Source organism: Mycobacteroides chelonae (assembly GCF_016767715.1).
Lineage (GTDB): Bacteria > Actinomycetota > Actinomycetes > Mycobacteriales > Mycobacteriaceae > Mycobacterium > Mycobacterium gwanakae.
In genome coordinates, this window is the sequence record NZ_CP050145.1 from 745,631 (window position 1) to 766,980 (window position 21,350).

Consider the following 21,350-nt stretch of genomic DNA (forward strand, 5'->3'; position numbering starts at 1 on the left):
ATGGCGGTTATCGCGGAGGGGGTGGCTTCAGGGCCTTTTCGAGCTGGGGTGTCAGTTGTTCGAGGGCATAGATCCGGGCTAGCGGGCCTCCGAGCCGAAGGGCGCTCACCACCGGGCTGTCCGCCGGGATGTAGACAGCGCGCCCCTCGGTGACGGCACGCAAATCGGCGAGACCGTTCGTGGACTTCGCCTGCTGTTCAGTGGCTCCCACCACCACCAGGAGGTCCTCGTCGGCCTTGGCCTTCAGCTCGTTATCCGGCACCGGGCCGGAGTATCGCTGGCTGAGGAACCCCAGACCGTCGAACACCGCGCGGCGTGGGTCGCGGAAACCCAAGAGGAAGGTGCCTTGTCCGTCGGCGACCCAATCGACCACGGCCGTGCGGTTGACCCAATGTTGATGTCCAGTGCGTATCTGGTTGTACCGAGTCCCGACCTCTTCGGATCGCATGCGCGCCCGATCAGACTTGCCCAGGGCTCGCCCGATTGTGAAGAGCTGTGTATACCAAGGTGTTTCGGCGCGATCGACTCGATCTTCCGAGACCACGGTCGGCGCGATTTTGGCCAGCTTGTCGTAACTGGGTCTGTCGATATCGGCGCCGGTGGCCAGGATGACATCGGGTTTGGCGGCCGCGATGGCATCGAAGTTCAGTTCCGAGCCCGAGACGACGGGGGGATAGGAGACCTCCGGAACGACCCAGGGGTACATCGGGTACTCCGGCAGGGTGGACCGGACACCAACGGGTTTAGTGCCCAACGACTGCACCAGATCCTGGTCGTTCCATCCCAGGGTGACGACGCGATTGGGTCGTGTCGCGAGGAACGCACCGCCGTACCGGTGGGGGATGCTGAGCGGGAACCCGTCGGGAGACAATGTCGGCGGGGCGGCGGGTAGCGGACTTTGGTTGCGAGAACACCCGGCAAGTGCCAGCAGCGTCAGCAGCGCGGCAATGACGCGCCATCCGGCAGTTGCCATGCCGAGCAAACTACCATCGCCCGACGTCGATATACGAACGTGATCGCAATCGGCTCGGGGTGAATCGAACGGGCGGGCACCGGGTTGCACGCCCACCACCTGCGAGAACGTCACCAGGCGGGACGCCGTTTGCTGGACGTTGCCATTGACGCTGGGGTGGGACCTTCATACGTTTGCGCCGTTCCCAGCTCGTGCTACGGGTCAGAGCAACAGTCCAATAGGAAGCCGATGATTAAGCATCTCACCCGCCGCGCGACGGTCGCCCTCGTCGTGGCAGCCGCGGCGATGTCGCCTGCCGCCTACCCGGCAGTGGCCGATACGGCCACCCCGCTCAACGGCCTGTTCGCGTTGACTCCCGGCAGCTGCGCGGAGGGTCGCGCCACGGGCTCCTACTTCCGCATGATCTTGCCCGCGGGTGACGCCTCCGGCCCCTACCTCGCCAACGGCGATTCCACCTGCTCGGATAACACGGTCACCCTGCTGGCGCCCGGTACCGATGGTGGCCTGAAGTCCGGTGAGTATCAGCCGCAGCCCGGCAACGCATTCGATGGAAATGGAAATGCGGTGTCCGGCAGTATTACTCAGCCAGTGAAGTTCTACGGCGTGGGCTTTGCCACGGCGTCCAACCAGACCGATCCGCAGACCGGCCAGGGCACTGCCACGCCCCAGATCACCGTCAGTGGCAACAAGCTCGGCGGCGACCTCAGTGCCTTCGGCGTGACCTGGAACAACCAGGTGTTCAACCAGGGATCGCCCAAACCCGGTGGCGCGTTTCCCGGTAAGACCACACCGGTGACCGGCACCTACGACCGCAACACCGGCGCATTCATCGTCGAGTGGACCAGCCAGATCGTGGGCGGTCCTTTCAACGACTTCACGGGACTATGGCACCTGGTCGGCAAGGTCGGGGGCAGCCCCGGTGGCGCCGCGGTGGCCGAACCGCCGCCGCCTCCTCCGCCGGGTGCCCCACCGGCAGCGGCGGATGCGCCTCCCGCCGTGGCCGCGCCCGCGGCCCCTGGGCAGGTTGTCGTGCAAGCTGGGCAACAAGTGGTGGCACCGCCACCGCTGTCGGCCGGCCAGCAGCTCATCGCGCTGCCGGTTGACGACAATCCCCGCACCATCACCCCGCCATGGGTCATTGCCCTGTTGGTGTTCGTGGCGATCGGCGGCGGAATCCTGTTTGTGGTGGGGGAGCGGATCTTCAGCCGTGGCCGCTGAGCGGTTGGCTGAGACGTCTCAGCCGACCCTGCCTTCTTACGCCGACATCGTCGGTGAGGAGGCTGTTGTCGCCGAGGCCGGACCGGCGCCGCGACCCCGGTGGCGGTTTGTCGCGCTCATCGCCCTTGGTGTGCTCCTGTTCGCGTTGCCGGTGGTCACCGGAATGTTCACACGTGCCGCGGGCGGTCAGCAGCTGCTGACCGAGTTCCGGCCCTACGTGTCGTCGGAGGTGATCGCCAAGTTCCGCGGTTACCTCGATACCGTCGACGCCGCCCGTACCGATGTGCAGGCGACCCAGTCGATCGCGGGAGGACATTACGAGCGACTGGATACCTTTGTGGCGCAGTATCCGTCGATCCGTCAGGACATGAACGGTCTGCTCGATGCGGTCGAGGGTCAGGTGGGTAATTACGGGCAGTTGCGCGCCGTGGGCCCGTTCGACGTGCTGCCGTTCCTGCTGGCGGTGCCGGGACTGGTCTTGGTAGGTGCCGGTGTGTGGGGACTTCGCCGTACCGGCAACGGTGAAAAAGCTTTCGGTGCACGGATTCTCGCGATCCTTGCGGCGGCGGTGCTCATCGCCGTGCCCTTCGCGGACGGGCTCTTCTCCCGTGCCCCGGCGGGTGCGCAGCTCATCGATGCATTCACCCCGATCATGACCCACGAGCGGGTGGCCGCGGTGCAGCGGCACTTCGTGGTGCTGGTCGCGGCGGAAGGGGAGTTGGACACCCAGTTCCTGGGTGATTTGCGGCAGCATGACTCGGCCCGCGCGGTTCCGGGTATCGACGCCTTCGTTTCGCAATGGCAGCCCATGACAGCGGATTTCGCTTCGCTGATCGGGGTGATGGCCGACAACGTCGACAATTTCGGCAGGGTGGTGGCGCTCGATCGGATCACGGCCCCGCTGGGATTCCGATCGTTCGACTACTTCGGGTGGTTCTTCCTCGTGCCCGGTGTACTGGCGGCCGCTGCCGCTATTGACGTGAAAGGAGCCGCACGGTGGCCCAGAAAACGATGACGCGCGGCACATTTGGTGTAGCGCTGGCGGCCGTGGTGCTGGTGACGGCTCCGGCCTGTGGATCGGAGAAGCCGACCGAGTCTCCGCTCACCGGGCTGCTGGCATTGGAGCCCGGCAAGATCGAGGGGAACAAGCTCAGCGGCACCTGGTTCAAGATGGTGCAGCCGGGCGGTAACCCCCAAGAGGGTCCGTTCATGCCCAATGCGAATTCTCCTGTGCCGCAAGGGGCAGCTACTCTGCTCTCGCCGGGCGCAGATGGCGGTTTGGTACTGGGCGACTACCAGGGTGAGCCGGATCCGGCGTTCGATGAGGCCACCGGGTACTCGCTGGCGGCCCGCGTCACCCAGCCGACGAAGTTCTTCAATATCGAGTTCGGCATCTCCACCAACAAGATCGACCCGCAGACTCAGCGCGAGCTGCCGGCGCCCTCGGCCACGGTGGCGGGTGACCAGATTTCGGCGGACGTGTCCGCATGGGCCGCCTCGTGGAACCGCCAGGAGTTCAACCAGGGCGCGCCCAAGCCGAAACCCAAGGAGCAGGCCCAGATCCCCGGCGAGGCTCGCGCCAAGCAGGTGTGGGAGTTCGTGGCCGGGCGCTGGGTCGGCCGCGATTCCGTGGACGGCGAAAGCCCTAAAGCCACCGGTACATACGACAAGGACACCAAGAAGTTCACTCTCGACTGGACGAGTCTCATTGTGGGTGGCCCGTTCAACAGCTTCACGGGAGTCTGGCACCTCGAAGGCGTGGTGAAAGACCGATGAGTTCGACACCAGCAGAAGAGACCGCTCCGATCGCTGCTCCGATTGCTTCCGTTGACCGCAGGCCCACCAAGGAACGCGTATTCGGGATAGCCGTAAGGGCATTCGCTGCCATCACGGTGATCGGCAGCGTGGCCGCCATTACCCAGCTCTCGTATTCGCCTGCGCGTGCACCCATCGTCGGATACCAGATCGTGAACCGCGACGGATCGATTCCCGAAGGTGCCATCCCGATCCCGGTACCCCCGCCGGGGCCGCAATTGATTGCGCCGCTGCCGCGGCCTCAGGTGCCTTCGCATCCACCGGGTCAGGCTGCGGGACCGTTTGGTGCACTGCCTTCGGTGACCGACCGCGGGCTTCCGATATCCGTCGCACAGCCCTGCCCCTTCGGCTGGCCGGCGCCCGGTCCGGATGAGCAGGGCGGGTTGGCCTCGCTGATCGATGTGGCTCCGGCCGCGGGTGTGTTCTCGTCCGAGGCGTTCGCTCCGGCTACGGCGTATGAACCGATCCTGAAGATGATGGGTCCGGTGCTGGCCCGGATCTCCCCGCTGCTCTCGCGGCATCCGTGGGCGATCGACCAGTTCGTCACCCGGTTCCAGACCGTCATGGTGCGCGTTCTCGAGGCGATCCTGCCCTATTACGGCCCCTACCGGAACGACGTCCTCAAGGCCGAGGGCGATCTCGCAAAGGCGTTGACTCCCTTCCTGGAAAGCCTGTACAACACGCCGACGGCGCAATGCCTCGTCGCGTGGGAGGCGCAGCGCATTCGGGACGCGCGTGGGGGCCGCCCACCGGCGCTGCGCCTGCATGATCTGGGCAAGGTGATTGATCTGTACCGTTCGACGCACTGGCGTGAGGGCGACGATGATCCGCCACCTCCGCCGCTGCCGGCCTACGAGTTCACGCCGGCGCCCGCGCCCCCACCGGCCTCGGATGCTCCGGCCGCCCCGAGTACGTCGCGACCGGTGATCCCCAACTTCCCGACACCGACCCCGGCCCCCGCGCCCACACAGACGTCGTCACCGGCCATCTCCTCGTCTCTCTAGCCGCACTTCCCAACCAACGGGTTGAGTGGCTAGGGTGACCCTCATGGGTGACACTGGCGTCAAGACAGGCCCTCTCGCGGGCGTAAAGGTGATCGAGCTCGGCGGTATCGGCCCTGGGCCGCATGCGGCGATGATGTTGTCCGACTTGGGGGCAGACGTCATTCGGGTGCGTCGTCCCGGTGGTCTCGCCATCCCCGCCGAGGAGACGGACCTGTTTCACCGCGGTAAGCGCCTGGTCAACCTGGACGTCAAGAAGGACCCCGAGGCGCTGCTGGCGCTCGTCGACAAGGCCGATGTGTTGCTGGATCCCTTCCGGCCCGGGGTGTGCGAGCGAATCGGGATCGGACCCGAGGAATGCGCCAAGCGCAACCCGCGGCTGATCTTCGCCCGGATGACGGGCTGGGGTCAGACCGGCCCGATGGCCGACCGGGCGGGCCATGACATCAACTACCTGTCGCTGACCGGCGCGCTGGGGTCGATGGGCTACAAGGACCGCCCACCGATGCCGCCGATGAACCTCGTCGCGGATTTTGGTGGTGGCTCAATGCTTTTGGTGCAGGGCATCCTGGCCGCGCTGTATGAGCGCGAGAAGTCGGGCGAGGGGCAGGTCATCGATGGCGCGATGGTCGACGGCGTCAGCCAGTTGGCTCAGATGCAATGGACGATGTACAACAACGGACTGCTGTTCGACGAGCGCGAGTCGGGGCTGCTCGACGGCGGTGCGCCGTTCTACGGCACCTACGAGACCGCCGACGGCAAGTACATGGCGGTGGGATCCATCGAGCCACAGTTCTTCGCGATTTTGGTGCAGGGCCTGGGGCTGGACCCCGAGAGCGTTCCGTTCCAGCTCGACAAGGCGCGCTACCCCGAGATGCGCAAGCTGTTCGACGATGCGTTCAAGACCAAGACCCGCGACGAATGGACCGAGATCTTCATCGGTACCGACGCCTGCGTGTCACCGGTGCTCACCTGGGGTGAGGCCAAGCAGAATGCGCACCTTCGCGATCGCGGCACCATCACCGATGTCAACGGCGTGACCCAGGCCGCGCCGGCCCCGCGCTTCTCGCGGACGCCGAGCGGGCCCATCGAGGCGCCGCCGAAGGACACGACCGAGCTCGCCGATATCGGCTGGTGACTTAGCCGAGATTGTCGGTACTAGGTACTGGTAGTCTCATCCCGAGCAATGACGCTATGAGGAGGCTTGATGACCACTGCCCGACACGCCGCCGAATCCCGGCTGGCCGCCGCCGTCACATACGCGGGGCCGGAATGGATGGGCAAGGCCAATTGGCATTCGGTGGCCGAGACCTATCTGTTCAAGGCAGTCGGTAAGCCGGGGCTCTATGCGCTGACCCGGCTGATGCTGGCCGTCAACCGCCGGTTCCCTGACGCTCTGCTGAATCGGCGATACGACGGACTGGAACGTCTCATGGGCTGGATGCCAGGCGTGTCCGGAACCCGCACGGAGCCTGTGCAATTGCCGAACTGCGCGGCCGAATGGACGTGGAATGCTAAGAATGAACCGGGGCCGGACGCGCCGGTGGTCATTTACTTCCACGGGTCGGCGTTCATCGCGTTGGGGATCAACAGCCATCGCCCGTTGGTCAGCCATATCGCGCGTGACTCCGGTGCACGGGCGCTGAGCGTGGGTTACCGGTTGTGCCCGCGCAATCTGGTCGAAGATGCCGTCGCCGACGGTGTCGATGCGTACCGCTACGTGTTGAGTCAGGGCGTCGCTCCCGAGAACATCGTGCTCGCAGGCGATTCGGCCGGAGGCTTCCTGGCGGCCATGACCGCCATCGCGGTGCGCGATGAGGGCTTGACGCCGCCCGCGGGATGCGTGCTGATCTCGGCGGCGACCAACAACGACATGGAGCCGAAGTATGCTGCCGCCAAGCGCGTCGGCGATGCCATGTTCCCCGTCGACTTCTTGAAGATGATCAACGACGTGTTCCTGTTGCGCAACGGCGCACGCGAGCCGGGGCCATGCCCGGCGGATGCCGACCTGACCGGACTGGGGCCGTTCCTGCTGCAGGTCGGCTCGCAGGAAGCGTTGCGACCGGACTCCGAGCTGTTGGCGGAACGTCTTGTCGCCGCCGGAGTTCCGGTGCGGTTGCAGATTTTCGACCGCGCCATTCACGTGTTCCAGGTGTTCGCGGCGACCAACCCGGACGCCCGGCGGGCGGTGGGAGAGATCACCGAGTTCATCAAGGTCCTGCCGGGGCTGGCCAGGGCGCGGCAGCGTCCCGACACGATCGCGACGGGACTAACCTCCTAGCCGCGCCAGGCGGGATATTGCCTCGTCGATCACCGCATCACGTTTGGCGAAGGTGAACCGCACCAGGTGATTCCATTGATCGGCCGTGTCGGTGTTGGGGTCGCAAAAGGCGCTTACCGGAACCGCCGCTACGCCGACGGTTTCCGGTAGGCGCCGACAAAGTTCTGCGCTGTCGCTGAATCCCAGGGGGCGTGGATCTGCGCAGACGAAGTACCCGCCGTGGCTGCTGTGCACCTCGAAGCCCAGGCCGGTGAGCGCCTCAGCGAGACGATCGCGCCTGCGCTGCAAGGACTCTCGTAGATTCTTTACCCAGGCCTGTTCGGTGTCGAGGGCTACCGCTACGGCCGGCTGAAACGGTGCACCGCCGACGTAGGAAAGGAACTGCTTGGCGGCGCGCACGCCCGTGATCAACTCTGGTGTGCCACAAGCCCAGCCGATCTTCCAGCCGGTGCAGTTGAACGTCTTGGCGGCGCTGGAGATCGTCACGGTGCGATCGGCCATCCCGGGCAGGCCGGCCATGGGTGTCTGGGTGCGCCCGTCGAAGAGCAATCGCTCGTACACCTCGTCGGAGATGACCAGCAGATCGTGTTCGACCGCCAGCTCAGCGACCCGTGCCAATTCGGAGTCGGTGAACACCTTGCCCGTTGGATTGTGCGGGGAGTTGATGATCAGTGCCGCGGTCCGGGGTGTGATGGCGGCCGCGAGCGTGTCGGTGTCTAATGCGAAGCCCGCTCCGTCGGGAACGAGTGGCACCGGGACGCGAACGGCGCCCGCCATGGCCACCACGGCGGCATACGAGTCGTAGTAGGGCTCGATCAAAATGACCTCGGAGCCGGGTTCGACGAGGCCGAGGACCGCGCCCGCGATTGCTTCGGTGGCGCCGACGGTGACCAGCACTTGCGTATCCGGATCGAGTTCCTCGCCATAGCGGGCGAGTCGGTCGGCGGCGATGGCCCGGCGCAGTTCGGGAACGCCCAACCCGGGCGGGTACTGATTGAGGCCCGAACGGATGGCCTGCTGTGCCGCGTCCAGCATGGACGCGGGCCCGTCTTCGTCGGGGAAACCCTGGCCCAGATTGATTGCGTCGTGTTGGACGGCGAGGGCCGACATCTCGGCGAAGATCGTTGCGCCGAAGGGGCGCAATCGTTTGACGGTCTTCGGGTTCACGCTGGCCCGTGTTCGGTGCTACCCGGCTTCATGCCGGGCAGCCTACCGGCGGACCTAGCAGCTGGGCGGTTCGAAGGACAGGTCGGTATCCGGTATCGGGCAGAAGTAGTGGCTGAATCCGGGATTGCCGCGGTCCCGGTTGTCCACGAAGACCTCCACATCCCGGTCCGCCCGGTACACCCGGTAGTAGGTGGTGGTGTCCTCGAGGAAGAAATTGGCGACGGTGGTCGTCAGCTCCGCACCGGTGCCCGCCGCGCGGGCTTGACGCATGCAGTTCAGATAGTTCGGGGGGATCTCGTGTGAGGGCGGCAGCATGCGCAGGCGGCCACAATTCTGCAGCGGTGCGCGCTGCTCGAATGCGGTGTCGGGGGACAGGGGTTCCGGCTCGGCCTGTGCTGCCGGCGGACACACGGCGGCGGCAACCGCCAAGGTCGCCGTCGCGATGCAGAGTCGTGTGAGCATCGCTTCAGGCTTGTCGCCCACGGTGTAAAAGCGGGAGGTTTCGGCGAAATCTCGTCGAAGAGCACCGCACAGCGCGTGCCCGCTTGGGGGTCGCACCCCAGACGGCCTATCGGTCGGGCTGGTCTGACGGTGAGTCGCACCTGGGGTCGCCGGGGTAATTGAGCGGTGCGGCCCAGCAGAAGAAGTGGTTCCAGCGGCCATTGCCGAACTGGTCCGCGCTGAAGTCGACGAAGACCTCCACCCTCTGGTCGCGCGAGAACACTCGGTAATACGTCGTGATGGGATCGCCCTCGGTAGTGGATTCGACGATCTTGAGTTCACCGCCACGGCCCGAGGCTCTGGCGTTGTTCATGCAGTCGCGCTGTGCGGCGGGCAGGTCCTGCCGGACGAACCTGTATGTCCCGCAGCTGGGAAGGGCCGCGCGTTCGGTGAAGGCGGCAGGCGGTGGCGAGGCCGCGGGGCAGTAGATAGTCCTTGCGTCCAGCCAGTACCAGCCCATCCACACCGCGAATATTGCGAGAACTGCAATGGCGCCGATGACCACGCGTCTTAGCGGTAGAGACCGAGTCCGCAGCACACTTCGAGCGTACCGGCATCAGATTCCCAACCAACGGGTTGGGAGGGCTGCTTACCATGGGGACGCCACCCTGGTCTAACGTAAGGCTGTCTCGGCGAAACTGACCCGGAGTCAACCCGGCGTCACAAGGCTGCGGCACTTGCACCACATGCCCCATACGCACCCCCTATAAGGACGTATACCCATGACTGAAGCATTCATCTACGAGGCCATCCGCACGCCTCGCGGCAAGCAGCGCGGCGGCGCCCTCAACGAGGTCAAGCCGCTGAACCTGGTGGTCGGCCTGATCGACGAGATCCGTCGCCGTTTCCCCGACCTGGACGAGAACCTGATCAGCGACGTCGTGCTCGGTGTCGTTGCCCCCGTGGGCGATCAGGGTGGCGACATCGCCCGCACCGCGGTGCTGGCCGCTGGCCTGCCCGATACCGTCGGTGGCGTTCAGCTCAACCGTTTCTGTGCTTCCGGTCTGGAAGCAGTCAACGTCGCCGCACAGAAGGTCCGTTCCGGTTGGGACGACCTGGTGCTCGCCGGTGGTGTCGAGTCGATGTCGCGCGTGCCGATGGGCAGCGACGGCGGGGCCTGGGCCTCGGACCCGGCCACCAACTACGACGTGTCCTTCGTGCCGCAGGGCATCGGTGCCGACCTGATCGCCACCATCGAAGGCTTTACCCGTGACGACGTCGACGCTTACGCCGCTCGCTCGCAGGACCGTGCGGCAGCCGCGTGGTCCGGCGGTTACTTCGCCAAGTCCGTTGTGCCGGTCAAGGACCAGAACGGCCTGCTCATCCTGGACCACGACGAGCACATGCGTCCGGGCACCACGGCCGCGGACCTGGGCAAGCTGAAGCCCGCGTTCGAGGGCCTGGCCGCACTCGGCGGCTTCGACGATGTTGCGCGCATCAAGTACCACTACGTCGAGAAGATCAACCACGTGCACACCGGCGGCAACAGCTCGGGCATCGTCGACGGCGCCGCCCTGGTGCTGGTGGGCTCCGAAGAAGCCGGCAAGTCGCAGGGTCTGACCCCGCGTGCCCGTGTCGTGGCGACTGCCACCACCGGTAGCGAGCCGCTGATCATGCTGACCGGACCTACTCCGGCCACCCAGAAGGTGCTCGACCGCGCCGGGCTGACCGTGGACGACATCGATCTGTTCGAGCTGAACGAGGCGTTCGCCTCGGTGGTCCTGAAGTTCCAGAAGGACCTGAACATCCCGGACGAGAAGCTCAACGTCAACGGCGGCGCCATCGCCATGGGCCACCCGCTGGGCGCCACCGGCGCCATGATCACCGGAACCATGGTCGACGAGCTGGAGCGTCGCGGCCTCAAGCGCGCCCTCATCACCCTGTGCGTCGGCGGCGGCATGGGTGTGGCCACCATCATCGAGCGAGTGTAGGGAGAACCAGAACCAATGAGTGCAAACACAATTCAGTGGGAAAAGGATGCCGACGGCATCGTCACCCTCACCCTGGACGACCCCAACGGTTCGGCCAACGTCATGAACGACGACTACAAGCAGTCGATGGCTGCGGCCGTCAAGCGCCTTGTGGAAGAGAAGGATTCGATCACCGGCGTGGTGGTCACCAGCGCCAAGAAGACCTTCTTCGCCGGTGGTGACCTCACCAAGATCATCCAGATCCAGCCGGAGAACGCCCAGGAGGCTTTCAACGAGGTCGAGGAGATCAAGAAGGACCTGCGCACGCTGGAGACCTTCGGTCGTCCGGTCGTGGCCGCCATCAACGGTGCCGCCCTCGGTGGTGGCCTGGAGATCGCATTGGCCACCCATCACCGGATTGCGGCCGATGTCAAGGGATCTCAGATTGGCCTGCCCGAGGTATCGCTGGGTCTGCTGCCCGGCGGCGGTGGCGTCACCCGCGTGACCCGCATGCTCGGCATCCAGAACGGCTTCGTCACCGTGTTGGCGCAGGGCACCCGGTTCAACCCGACCAAGGCCAAGGAAGTCGGCCTGATCGATGAGCTGGTTGGCTCCGTCGACGAGCTGATCCCCGCCGCCAAGGCGTGGATCAAGGCGAACCCGGAGGCCGTGCAGCGTTGGGATGTCAAGGGATACAAGATCCCCGGTGGCACCCCCTCCACGCCGGCGCTGGCGGCCATCCTGCCGTCGTTCCCGTCGAACCTGAAGAAGCAGCTCAAGGGCGCGCCGATGCCGGCCCCGCGGGCGATCCTGGCCGCCGCGGTCGAGGGTGCCCAGGTGGACTTCGATACGGCCAGCCGTATCGAGAGCCGTTACTTCACCAGCCTGACCACCGGCCAGGTCGCCAAGAACATGACGCAGGCGTTCTTCTTCGACCTGCAGACCATCAACGGCGGCGGGTCACGTCCGGATGGCATCGCCAAGCAGGAGATCAAGAAGATCGGTGTGCTGGGCGCGGGCATGATGGGTGCCGGTATCGCCTACGTCTCGGCCAAGGCCGGTTACGACGTCGTGCTGAAGGACGTCTCGCTCGAGGCGGCCCAGAAGGGCAAGGGCTACTCGGAAAAGCTTGAGGAGAAGGCTCTTTCGCGCGGCAAGACCACCGCGGAGAAGTCGGCTGCGCTGCTGGCCAAGATCACCCCGACCGCAGATCCGGCCGACCTGGCAGGCGTCGACTTCGTGGTCGAGGCGGTCTTCGAGAACACCGAGCTCAAGCACAAGGTGTTCCAGGAGATCGAGGACATCGTCGAGCCCAACGCGCTGCTTGGCTCCAACACCTCCACCCTGCCCATCACCGGGCTGGCCGCGGGTGTGAAGCGCCAGGAGGACTTCATCGGCATCCACTTCTTCTCGCCCGTCGACAAGATGCCGCTGGTGGAGATCATCCGCGGTGAGAAGACCTCGGACGAGGCGCTGGCCCGGGTGTTCGACTACGTGCTGGCCATCAAGAAGACCCCGATCGTCGTCAACGACAGCCGTGGCTTCTTCACCTCGCGCGTCATCGGCACGTTCGTCAACGAGGCCGTCGCGATGCTGGCTGAGGGCATCGAGCCCTCGACCATCGAGCAGGCCGGCAGCCAGGCCGGATACCCGGCGCCGCCGCTGCAGCTGTCGGATGAGCTGAACCTGACGCTCATGCAGAAGATCCGCAAGGAGACCGTCGAGGCGGCCAAGGCCGAGGGCAAGGATCTGCCGGACGATCCGGCGGGCGGTGTCATCGACACCCTGGTGGATGCGGGACGCCCGGGCCGTCTGGGTGGTGCCGGCTTCTACGACTACGTGGACGGCAAGCGCACCGAGCTGTGGCCCGGCCTGCGCACGACGTTCAACACCCGATCGGGTGCTGACGCGGCCAACCCGCCGCTGCAGGACCTCATCGACCGCATGCTGTTCGCGGAGGCCATCGAAACGCAGAAGTGTTTCGACGAGGGCGTGTTGACCTCGACCGCCGATGCCAACATCGGCTCGATCTTCGGCATCGGCTTCCCGCCGTGGACCGGCGGTGTGCACCAGTACATCGTTGGGTACGAGGGCCCCGCAGGTAAGGGCAAGGCTGGATTCGTTGCTCGTGCAAAGGAATTGGCCGCCAAGTACGGCGACCGATTCACCCCGCCTGCGTCGCTGCTGGACGCGTAGGTACCGCTCAACGGCACTACAGCCGCTCACCCTCCGGGGTGGGCGGCTGTAGTCGTTTTACGGCTCGTCGTGACGGTGCGGACGGAGCCCGCCCGATGCGTGTCCCCGAAGATTCAGCAGATTTAGAGTCGGTTACCAGAAGTGGCCGATCCAGAGGAGTGGTCCACGCCACAACGATGGTGGCTGGCGTAGTGGCCCACAAAAAATCACCCAGATCTCGCGGGTTCTCTGCTGGCACTACAGACATAGTTATTGATACTTCGCGTAACCAGATATGAATGGCCAGGTCATACGGTATTTCTATGTAGTAGTTGTATTTGCGGGAATTGGGTTACCGTAAGTCTTACGGGAAGTTGCTGTCATATGGCGTAACGCGGCGTTACCCACAGTTCACTAGCTATTTCTTTGATGGAACGTACCTTTGCGAGATATTTATTCGCTACGCTGCTCGCAATGATTAATGTCTTTGCCGTCCGCACTGTCGCAGGCAAATCGAGCATGGTCACGCTCGTAGTCCAGATCGCTGAACAGGAATAGGGACGATGGTTGCACTCGGAACGATCCACGATTGGCGCCCCAAGCCGGGAACCGTCATTTCCTGGAGTGCTTCGCCAGGCGCCCGCCAGGTCGCCGCCCAGGCTCCTGCCAGCATGGTGCCGCCCAGCTATCAGCAGGCCCAGCATGTGCGTTCGTACCGGGATCTGGCCCGTCAGGACCGCGAGATGGCCCGTTTGGGAATCGGTTCCTGGGATGTCCTAGGTGTCTGCGATATCGATGCGATGACCGCGGCGATCAACGCACATCTGCGACGGCACGACACCTACCACTCGTGGTTCGAGTTCGACAGGGCCGACAACATCGTCCGGCATGTGATCGAGGATCCGCAGACCATCGACTTCGTGCCGCAGGATCACGGGCTGCAGGGGCCCGACGAGATCCGCGCGCACCTGCTGCGTACCTCGGGTACTCCGCTCTCGTGGGACTGCTTCACGTTCGGGGTGATTCAACGTGCGGATCACTTCACGGTGTACCTGAGCGTTGATCATCTACACACCGACGGCATGTCGACCGGCATCCTGTACGTCGAGATCCAGTTGATGTACGCCAGCCTGGTGCACGGGGCGGCACTGGAACTCCCGGCTCCCGCGGGATATCTGGATTTCTCCGCCCGTGAGCGCGCGCACAACCAGTCCATGAGCCTGGACTCCTTCGAGGTGCAGACCTGGCTCCGGTACGCGCGGGACAACGGGGGCACGCTGCCCGACTTCGTCCTGCCGCTCGGCGACCGATCTGTGCCGAACGTCGGCGGCATGGTCGCGGCCCAGCTGCTCGATGCCGAGCAGACGGTGGCATTCGAAAAGGCTTGCGAACGGGCGGGTGTGCGATTCAGCGGTGGTGTGTTCGCCTGCACCGCACTGATCGACCGCGAGCTCACCGGCGCCGACGTCTTCTACGGCATCACCCCGTACGACACCCGCAGCACCGCCGAGGAGCAGATGTCGGTGGGGTGGTACGCGAGCTTCATTCCCTTCGTGGTGGATATGTCGGAGGACTCTTTCGCGCGGGTCGCGCGATCGGCGCAGAAGTCGTTCGACGAATGCCAGCCGCTGGCCAAGGTTCCGTTTGAGCGCGCGCTGGAGCTCGCCGGTCCTGAGTCGGGGTTGGCCGCCCCCGAATACGTGGTTCCGATGGTGTCTTTCCTGGATGCGCGCAAGATCCCGGTCAGTGCCGAATGGGACCGCATCAATGGCGGAATCTACGGGGACAGCCGTTCTTCCGATCAGGTGTGTATGTGGGTCAACAGGTTTGAGAATGAAACCAACCTGACCATCTCGTTCCCCGACAACGCTGTCGCCCGTGAATCTGTGTCGCGCTATTTCGATGTGGCTCGCAGGGTGTATCAGCGTGTCGCGCAGTCACAGTTCGTTTCCTGATTCCGCGGCATTGCGGCCGCATTTGAGCAGCAGTGAAAGGTTGGCACCGTCATGAGCACAAGCCTTGATGTCGCGGTGAATGGAACCAGCTCACCGGATTTCGACAATGTTCGGCGCGCGTTTGCACTGAATTTCCTGGAGAACGACGAGCTGGGCGCGGCGGTCGCGATCTGGGTCGACGGTGAGCTCGTCGTCAATCTGTGGGCCGGATGGGCCGACGAGGCCCGCACCCGTCCCTGGACCGAGGACACCTTGGCGCCGGTGTATTCGGGCACCAAGGGATTGATGAGCACCTGCGTTCACATGCTGATCGAGCGCGGTGTGCTGGACCTGCATGCGCCGGTCGCGCGGTACTGGCCCGAATTCGGCCAGGCCGGTAAGGAATCCATCACGCTGGCCATGGTGCTCGGGCACCGGTCGGGTGTGATCGGGCCGCGCACCAGGTTGACGCCGGAGCAGGCCGCCAACTGGGACGAAGTGTGCGAGCACATCGCCAGAGCGACACCGTGGTGGGAGCCCGGCACCGCGCAGGGTTACCACATGGCGACGTTCGGGTTCATCCTGGGCGAGGTCGTCCGCCGGACCACGGGTAAGACGCTCGGACAGTTCCTGCGCACCGAGATTGCCGAGCCGTACGGGCTCGACGTACATGTCGGGCTGCCGCACAGCGAGCACCACCGGTGCGCGGAGCTGGTCAACAAGCCGTTCCTGCGTGATGTGTTCCGCGGCGCGCCTGGGGAGTTCGAGTGCATGAGCGACCACCCACTGGCCGGCCCGCTCATCTCGGGCGACTTCATCCCCGATGACGAGATAGCGCGCAAGGACATCGCGATGTGGCGGGCGCTGGAGTTCCCCGGGACTAACGCCCACGTTTCGGCGCTGGGCATGGCGACCTTCTACAACGCGATGGCGCTTGGCAAGTTGCTCAGCCACGATCACATGGATGTGGTGCGGGTGTCGCAGGGCGGGTTCGATCCCGACGTCGTGCTGGGGCCCCGGGTCGCCAACCATGGATGGGGCCTGGGCTACATGCTCAATCAGCGCTGCTATGCCGGTCCTAACCAGAAGACCTTCGGGCACGGCGGATCCGGTGGCTCGTACGCCTTTGTCGACCTCGAGCACCGCATCGGTTACTCGTATGTGATGAACCAGTTCGATGTGACCAAGGCAGATGCCGATCCTCGTAGTGTGCGGCTGATCAATGAGCTCTACACCACGCTGGGGGTGTCGCCGGCGGGAGAGTCGCTGTGACGGCCACGATCCCGGGCATCGACGCGCCGCCACGCGGCACAACCCTGTCGATCTCTCACCTGGACTTCGTCGATCAGGCGTCCTTCCTAGGGCTGCGGGCCACCGAGCTGTCCACACTGAGTCAGATGGTCTGGATCTACGAGCGCGATATCGACACCGACCGCCTGCGCAGATTTCATGCCAACCTGGGCCGGGGGCTGCTCGGGCGGCGAATCGAGCGTTCCCGCTTGCCTTTTGGTCGCCATCGCTGGGTACTTGATGCGGCGTGCCACCCCATTGATGTCGAACTCGCACCGTTGCCACGCACCGAACTGCAGGATTGGGTGCACCGGCACGCCCAGTTGCCGATCGATCCCGAGCACGGCCCGGCCTGGCGGCTCGGTGTCACCCGATTCACTGATGGTGCGACCGCGGTGAGTCTGGTGATCTCGCACAGCATCGCCGACGGTGTGGGCATGTGCCGGGCAATCGCCGATGCCACCAATGATGCGGACCTCCCGTTGGGTTACGCGGCACCGCAGTCGCGCAAGCGCGTGCGCAGCGTGCGGGAGGACCTGCGGCGCGCCCGGCATGACCTGCCGGATACCGCGCGGGCCTTTCGAAAAGCCACCAAGATGCTGAGCTCGCGGCGCCAGGACATCAAGCACGCGGGCCGGCCCGCTACCGAGGAGCACATCGAGCAGATTCCGGCGGTGACCGTGTATCTGGACGAGAGCCACTGGGACACACACGCACGTGAGCGTGGCGGTACCAGCAACTCGCTGGTCGGCGCGTTTGCCGCGCAACTTGCCACCAAGGTGGGCAGGCTCGGTCCAGACGGCCGGGTCACTTTGTCCATGCCGGTCAACGAGCGCACCGAGGGCGATCACCGTGCCAACGCCATGACATCGGTGATGTTCGCGATCGATCCGGCGGAACTGACCACCGACCTGCGCGGAATCCGCAGAGCCACCAAGGAGGTGCTCTCCCGCCTGCAGGACACCCCCGACGAAAAGTGGGCACTGCTCCCGCTGACGCCATTCATCCCGAAGGCGGCCGCACGCCGGCTCGCCGATGTGGCGCTGGAGTACAACGACTACCCCGTCGGATGCTCGAATGTGGGGCCGCTGGATCCCGATGTGAATCGTCCCGACGGGACCCATGCCGACTACGTGTTCTGCAAACTGGCCGAGCAACGGGTGCGGCCCGACAAGGTGCTGAGCACCTACGGACAGCTCTTCCTCGCGTCCGGGAGGGTCAACGAGAAGATCTTCCTGGCCGTTGTCGGCTACCAACCCGGTGTGATCGAATCACGCGCTGACCTGACCAATCTGCTGACCGAGACGCTTGAGGACTTCGGTATGCGCGGCGTGATCGAGTAGTTGTGGCGGACAACACAGGTGGCATCTACGGACTGATCGCTCGGATCGTCCGGAAGGCTCCTGTCGCCGTCATCGGGGTATGGATCGCACTGGCCGCGGTCTTGGCGCTGACCGCGCCCTCTCTGCAGAAGGCCATCGAGGAGCACCCCGTCGATCTGCTGCCCAAGGATGCTCCCGTCATGGAGACCACGCGGCAGATGGTCGAATCGTTCCAGGAGTCGGGTGCACAGAACATTCTGTTGATCGTCCTCACCAACGAGAACGGGCTGACTCCCGCCGACGAGCAGACCTATCGAGTCCTCGCGGCCCGAATGCGTGAGGACACCCGCGACGTCAGCATGGTGCAGGACTTCATCACCAAACCGATGCTGCGCGAGATGATGTCGAGCACCGATGGCAAGGCGTGGTACCTGCCGGTGGGATTGCAGGGCGAGCTTGCCACCCCCGAATCCGGCAAGGCCTACGTGGGTGCCCTGAAGATCATCAAGGAGGCGACCGCAGGCACCACCCTGAATGCCTTCACGACGGGGCCCACAGCGACCGTCGGCGATCTGACGGTGGTCGGAGAGCGTGACCTGCACAAGGTCGAAATCACCACGGCGGCTTTGGTTCTTCTCATCTTGCTGATCGTCTACCGCAATCCGGTGACGATGATGCTGCCGTTGATCGTGGTGGGTGTCTCGCTCGGCATCGCCCAGGCCGCTGTTGGTGGGCTGGCGCAGATGGGTCTGAGTATCTCGAATCAGACGCTGACCTTCATGACCGCGATGATGATGGGCGCGGGTGTCGACTACGCGGTTTTTCTCATCAGCCGATATCACGAATACGTCAAACAGGGCATGGATTCTGACAGCGCGGTGGCCGCCGCGCTGGAATCCATAGGCAAGGTGGTCGCGGCCTCGGCGGCGACGGTGGCGGTGACCTTCCTGGGCATGGGCTTCACCAAGCTGGGGATCCTGTCCACCATCGGGCCGGCGCTGAGCGTGTCCATCCTGATCGCGTTCGTGGCGTCAGTGACCTTCCTGCCCGCGGTGCTGGTCCTGGTGGGACGCCGAGGCTGGGTGAAGCCGAGAAAGGCCTATGCCAACAAGATTTGGCACCGTTCAGGCATCAACATCGTCAGACGCCCGGGCGCACACCTGGCCGTGAGCCTGGTCATCCTGATCATCCTCGCCACGTGCGGGGCAATGGTGAAGTTCGGCTATGACGACCGCAAGAACCTGCCGCCCTGGGCCGACAGTAACCTGGGCTATGCCGCGATCGAGAAGCACTTCCCGGTGAATTCGACCTTGCCGCAATACCTCTACATCAAGTCTCCGCACGATCTGCGCACTCCGCGCGGGCTGGCCGACCTGGAACAGATGGCCGCGCGGGTGAGTCAGGTCCCCGGTGTGGACAAGGTGCGCGGCATCACCCGTCCCACGGGTGAGCCGCTGGAGGAAGCCAAGCTGTCCTACCAGGCAGGTGAGGTCGGCGGGAAGCTGGGCGATGCGTCGAATCTGATCGACGCACGCACGAGGGATTTGGACAAGCTCGCCGCGGGTGGACATACGTTGGCGGACAAGCTCGGTGAGGTCCGAAACTCGGTGAAGAACTCACTGGGTACGGCGCGCGCACTGGTCGAGGTGCTGGCGCAGTTGCGCGGCAGCGGTAGGACGGGCACCCTCGCCGATCTGGACTCGGTGGACAAGCTGGTCACCAGCATGCATTCCCTGGGCGAGGCCATCGAGGCCAACGCCCAGGGCGCCAGCGAGGTGTATGGCTGGATCGAGCCCGTCGCCCGTGTGCTGGTCGGCAACCCCGCGTGTGAGATGGACCCCGCGTGCCGCTCCTCGCGAGACGAGATGAACAAGTTCCTGGAGACCAAACAGGATGGCACCAGGGACAGGATCGTCGAGCTCGGCCGTGAACTGAAGGCCGTCGACAATGACAAACAGATCAGTTCGACCATCGCCCGGCTGCGCACCGCGCTCAACGCCATTGATACGAATCTGCGCCGGTTGGGTCTGTCCGACTCTTACGGCATCCAGCAGAAGTTCGCCGAAGTCCTGACCGGAGTCAATTCGCTGGCCGATGGCAGCGCACAGCTGGCCGAGGGTGTGCAGATGCTGGTGGACCAGACCAAGCAGATGGGCGGCCAGTTGGGCGATGCCTCCACGCTCCTGGTCGCCGCCAAGCGCGATGCGGCGCCCGGATCGATGTCTGGCTTCTACATCCCGCAGCAGGTACTTACGCAAGACTCCTTCAAGACCGCTGCGGCGGCGTTTGTCTCGGCCGACGGCCATGCGGTGCGTTATCTGGTCCAGAGCAACCTGAATCCGTTCAGTCCCGAGGCAATGGATCAGGTCCGCGCCATCCAGGATGCGGCCCACAGCGCACAACCCAACACCACGCTGTCCGACGCGTCCATCTCGATGGCCGGATTGTCGGCGATGTACAACGACATCCGTAACTACTACAACCACGACCTGCGATTCATCATCGTGCTGACGGTGATCGTGGTGCTGCTCATCCTCGTCGCACTGCTGCGGGCCATTGTCGCTCCGCTGTATCTCATTGGTTCGGTGATCATTTCGTACGCCTCGGCAGTGGGTATCGGGGTGATCGCGTTCCAGTTCATCGGTGGGCAACCGTTGAGTTGGAGTGTGCCGGGCATGGCGTTCATCGTGCTGGTCGCGGTGGGCGCGGACTACAACCTGTTGTTCATCTCGCGCATCCGTGACGAATCGCCCGACGGTATCCGTTCTGGGGTCATCAAAACGGTCAAGTCGACCGGCGGTGTGATCACCTCTGCCGGAGTCATTTTCGCCGCGTCGATGTTCGGCCTGCTGATCGGAAACCTGCAGTCGATGGTGGAAGCGGGCTTCATCATCGGCATGGGCCTGCTCCTGGACACCTTCCTGGTGCGCACCATCACCATTCCTGCTCTGGTCGTACTGTGTGGGCAGGCCAACTGGTGGCCCTCTGCGATCGTGGAACCTTGGTTCCAGAAGCACTTTTCGCGCTCGAAGGTTGACGATCAGGATGCGGCAACGCCGGAGTTGGAGGAGCCCGAGTGTCCTAGCGGCGATCCGATACCCGAGGAGCCGCTGATTTCCGTTTCCCGCGAAGCCGAGCTCGCAGGCCGTCGATGACGATCGCGAGTCCGTCCTCGAAGTCGGCATCGAAGTCGGGCTCATAAAGCTCCGAGAAGACCTCCAAGATCGCCGGATACTTCTGCAGATCGAGCTTGGCGATCAGATTCTCTTCGGTGTACGGATTGGGCCCCGGGTATTCCGAGCCATCGCGGGCCTGTTGTTCGATGGTGAAACCGATTGTGTAGTGGTGGATCACGGGAGATAGCCGGGCCGCTTCGCGAACAGTGAACCCGGCCGACGTCATGGCATCGAGCATCGGCTCCAGCATGTCGGCGGCGTTGGTCACAAAGGTGCCTGCCAGGATCCGGGCGCCCTGGTGGTAGCGCAGCATCGCCTGCCGTAGTGCACGAGCGCCGTTGGCCAGGAAGATATCCCATGGCGCCGAGGTGTCATCGAAGGCATCATGGGCATCGCTCATGATCGCCTCACCCATGAGGTCGATGAGTTCGCGCCGGTTCTTCACATGCCAGTACAGCGCCGGTGCCTGCACGCCGAGGGATGCCGCTAATGCCCGCATGGTGAGGCCGTCGCTGCCCTTTTCGTCGAGCAGAGCCAGCCCGGCGCGCGCGATCGTCTCCCGATTCAAAATCACGTTGACACCTTAA

At 64.6% G+C, this 21,350-nt stretch carries 17 protein-coding genes; 12 read left to right on the forward strand and 5 right to left on the reverse strand.

The features are described 5' to 3' along the window. Positions 1–7: 7 nt before the first annotated feature. Positions 8–973: an ABC transporter substrate-binding protein gene (locus HBA99_RS03760; RefSeq protein WP_131727287.1), complete on the reverse strand. Its 966-nt coding sequence runs from the start codon at positions 971–973 to the stop codon at positions 8–10. Between the two features lie 228 nt (positions 974–1,201). Between HBA99_RS03760 and HBA99_RS03765 the strand changes: the two genes are divergently transcribed. The 6 genes from HBA99_RS03765 (at position 1,202) to HBA99_RS03790 (ending at position 7,288) form a co-directional block, all read left to right on the forward strand. Continuing rightward, positions 1,202–2,191: a hypothetical protein gene (locus HBA99_RS03765; protein WP_030094292.1), complete on the forward strand. Its 990-nt coding sequence runs from the start codon at positions 1,202–1,204 to the stop codon at positions 2,189–2,191. 163 nt (positions 2,192–2,354) lie between these two features. Continuing rightward, entirely contained in the window at positions 2,355–3,206 is an 852-nt protein-coding gene (locus HBA99_RS03770) for a hypothetical protein (RefSeq protein ID WP_232785192.1), read from the forward strand. Further along, positions 3,203–3,967 (forward strand): hypothetical protein, encoded by a 765-nt coding sequence (locus tag HBA99_RS03775; protein WP_030094294.1) that lies wholly within the window; start codon positions 3,203–3,205, stop codon positions 3,965–3,967. Before HBA99_RS03770 ends, HBA99_RS03775 begins: the two co-directional genes overlap by 4 nt. Continuing rightward, positions 3,964–5,010: a hypothetical protein gene (locus HBA99_RS03780; RefSeq protein WP_070931512.1), complete on the forward strand. Its 1,047-nt coding sequence runs from the start codon at positions 3,964–3,966 to the stop codon at positions 5,008–5,010. Before HBA99_RS03775 ends, HBA99_RS03780 begins: the two co-directional genes overlap by 4 nt. 43 nt (positions 5,011–5,053) lie before the next feature. Beyond that, a complete protein-coding gene (locus HBA99_RS03785) occupies positions 5,054–6,145 on the forward strand; it encodes a CaiB/BaiF CoA transferase family protein (protein WP_199253003.1) in 1,092 nt (363 codons plus the stop codon). Positions 6,146–6,214: 69 nt separating this feature from the next. Further along, entirely contained in the window at positions 6,215–7,288 is a 1,074-nt protein-coding gene (locus HBA99_RS03790; protein WP_030094297.1) for an alpha/beta hydrolase, read from the forward strand. Here the strand turns inward: HBA99_RS03790 and HBA99_RS03795 are convergent. The 3 genes from HBA99_RS03795 to HBA99_RS03805 form a co-directional block, all read right to left on the reverse strand. Further along, on the reverse strand, positions 7,277–8,455 hold the full coding sequence (locus HBA99_RS03795; protein ID WP_070931511.1) for a pyridoxal phosphate-dependent aminotransferase: 1,179 nt from the start codon (positions 8,453–8,455) through the stop codon (positions 7,277–7,279). The two genes, HBA99_RS03790 and HBA99_RS03795, sit on opposite strands and share 12 nt — an antisense overlap. A gap of 54 nt (positions 8,456–8,509) precedes the next feature. After that, positions 8,510–8,917, reverse strand: coding sequence for a hypothetical protein (locus HBA99_RS03800; RefSeq protein ID WP_030094299.1), 408 nt, complete (start codon positions 8,915–8,917; stop codon positions 8,510–8,512). 106 nt (positions 8,918–9,023) lie between these two features. After that, positions 9,024–9,461, reverse strand: coding sequence for a hypothetical protein (locus HBA99_RS03805; RefSeq protein ID WP_030094300.1), 438 nt, complete (start codon positions 9,459–9,461; stop codon positions 9,024–9,026). A gap of 217 nt (positions 9,462–9,678) precedes the next feature. Here HBA99_RS03805 and HBA99_RS03810 point away from each other — a divergent pair, with 217 nt between their 5' ends. The 6 genes from HBA99_RS03810 to HBA99_RS03835 all read left to right on the forward strand — a co-directional run bounded on the left by HBA99_RS03810 (position 9,679) and on the right by HBA99_RS03835 (position 20,742). Beyond that, complete coding sequence (locus tag HBA99_RS03810) at positions 9,679–10,887, forward strand: acetyl-CoA C-acetyltransferase (RefSeq protein WP_030094301.1); 1,209 nt, start codon at positions 9,679–9,681, stop codon at positions 10,885–10,887. Between the two features lie 15 nt (positions 10,888–10,902). Further along, positions 10,903–13,062 (forward strand): 3-hydroxyacyl-CoA dehydrogenase NAD-binding domain-containing protein, encoded by a 2,160-nt coding sequence (locus HBA99_RS03815; RefSeq protein ID WP_030094302.1) that lies wholly within the window; start codon positions 10,903–10,905, stop codon positions 13,060–13,062. Between the two features lie 542 nt (positions 13,063–13,604). Next, entirely contained in the window at positions 13,605–14,996 is a 1,392-nt protein-coding gene (locus tag HBA99_RS03820) for a condensation domain-containing protein (RefSeq protein WP_070951555.1), read from the forward strand. 51 nt (positions 14,997–15,047) lie between these two features. Next, positions 15,048–16,247: a serine hydrolase domain-containing protein gene (locus HBA99_RS03825; protein ID WP_030094304.1), complete on the forward strand. Its 1,200-nt coding sequence runs from the start codon at positions 15,048–15,050 to the stop codon at positions 16,245–16,247. Further along, positions 16,244–17,608, forward strand: a complete 1,365-nt coding sequence (locus tag HBA99_RS03830) for a condensation domain-containing protein (protein ID WP_057969412.1) — start codon at positions 16,244–16,246, stop codon at positions 17,606–17,608. Before HBA99_RS03825 ends, HBA99_RS03830 begins: the two co-directional genes overlap by 4 nt. Positions 17,609–17,610: 2 nt before the next feature. Further along, on the forward strand, positions 17,611–20,742 hold the full coding sequence (locus HBA99_RS03835; protein ID WP_070950193.1) for an MMPL/RND family transporter: 3,132 nt from the start codon (positions 17,611–17,613) through the stop codon (positions 20,740–20,742). On the opposite strand, the gene HBA99_RS03840 is transcribed toward HBA99_RS03835, so the two are convergent. Next, positions 20,669–21,337, reverse strand: a complete 669-nt coding sequence (locus HBA99_RS03840; protein WP_030094307.1) for a TetR/AcrR family transcriptional regulator C-terminal domain-containing protein — start codon at positions 21,335–21,337, stop codon at positions 20,669–20,671. The genes HBA99_RS03835 and HBA99_RS03840 overlap by 74 nt on opposite strands. Between the last annotated feature and the right edge of the window lie 13 nt (positions 21,338–21,350).

Excerpts from the sequence above, each read along its gene's own strand:
- HBA99_RS03765 (WP_030094292.1), top strand. The coding sequence starts at position 1,202 with ATGATTAAGCATCTCACCCGCCGCGCGACGGTCGCCCTCGTCGTGGCA.
- HBA99_RS03785 (WP_199253003.1), top strand. The coding sequence starts at position 5,054 with ATGGGTGACACTGGCGTCAAGACAGGCCCTCTCGCGGGCGTAAAGGTG.
- HBA99_RS03760 (WP_131727287.1), bottom strand. The coding sequence starts at position 973 with ATGGCAACTGCCGGATGGCGCGTCATTGCCGCGCTGCTGACGCTGCTG.
- HBA99_RS03810 (WP_030094301.1), top strand. The coding sequence starts at position 9,679 with ATGACTGAAGCATTCATCTACGAGGCCATCCGCACGCCTCGCGGCAAG.
- HBA99_RS03825 (WP_030094304.1), top strand. The coding sequence starts at position 15,048 with ATGAGCACAAGCCTTGATGTCGCGGTGAATGGAACCAGCTCACCGGAT.
- HBA99_RS03780 (WP_070931512.1), top strand. The coding sequence starts at position 3,964 with ATGAGTTCGACACCAGCAGAAGAGACCGCTCCGATCGCTGCTCCGATT.
- HBA99_RS03815 (WP_030094302.1), top strand. The coding sequence starts at position 10,903 with ATGAGTGCAAACACAATTCAGTGGGAAAAGGATGCCGACGGCATCGTC.
- HBA99_RS03770 (WP_232785192.1), top strand. The coding sequence starts at position 2,355 with ATGTTCACACGTGCCGCGGGCGGTCAGCAGCTGCTGACCGAGTTCCGG.
- HBA99_RS03800 (WP_030094299.1), bottom strand. The coding sequence starts at position 8,917 with ATGCTCACACGACTCTGCATCGCGACGGCGACCTTGGCGGTTGCCGCC.
- HBA99_RS03775 (WP_030094294.1), top strand. The coding sequence starts at position 3,203 with ATGACGCGCGGCACATTTGGTGTAGCGCTGGCGGCCGTGGTGCTGGTG.
- HBA99_RS03820 (WP_070951555.1), top strand. The coding sequence starts at position 13,605 with ATGGTTGCACTCGGAACGATCCACGATTGGCGCCCCAAGCCGGGAACC.
- HBA99_RS03790 (WP_030094297.1), top strand. The coding sequence starts at position 6,215 with ATGACCACTGCCCGACACGCCGCCGAATCCCGGCTGGCCGCCGCCGTC.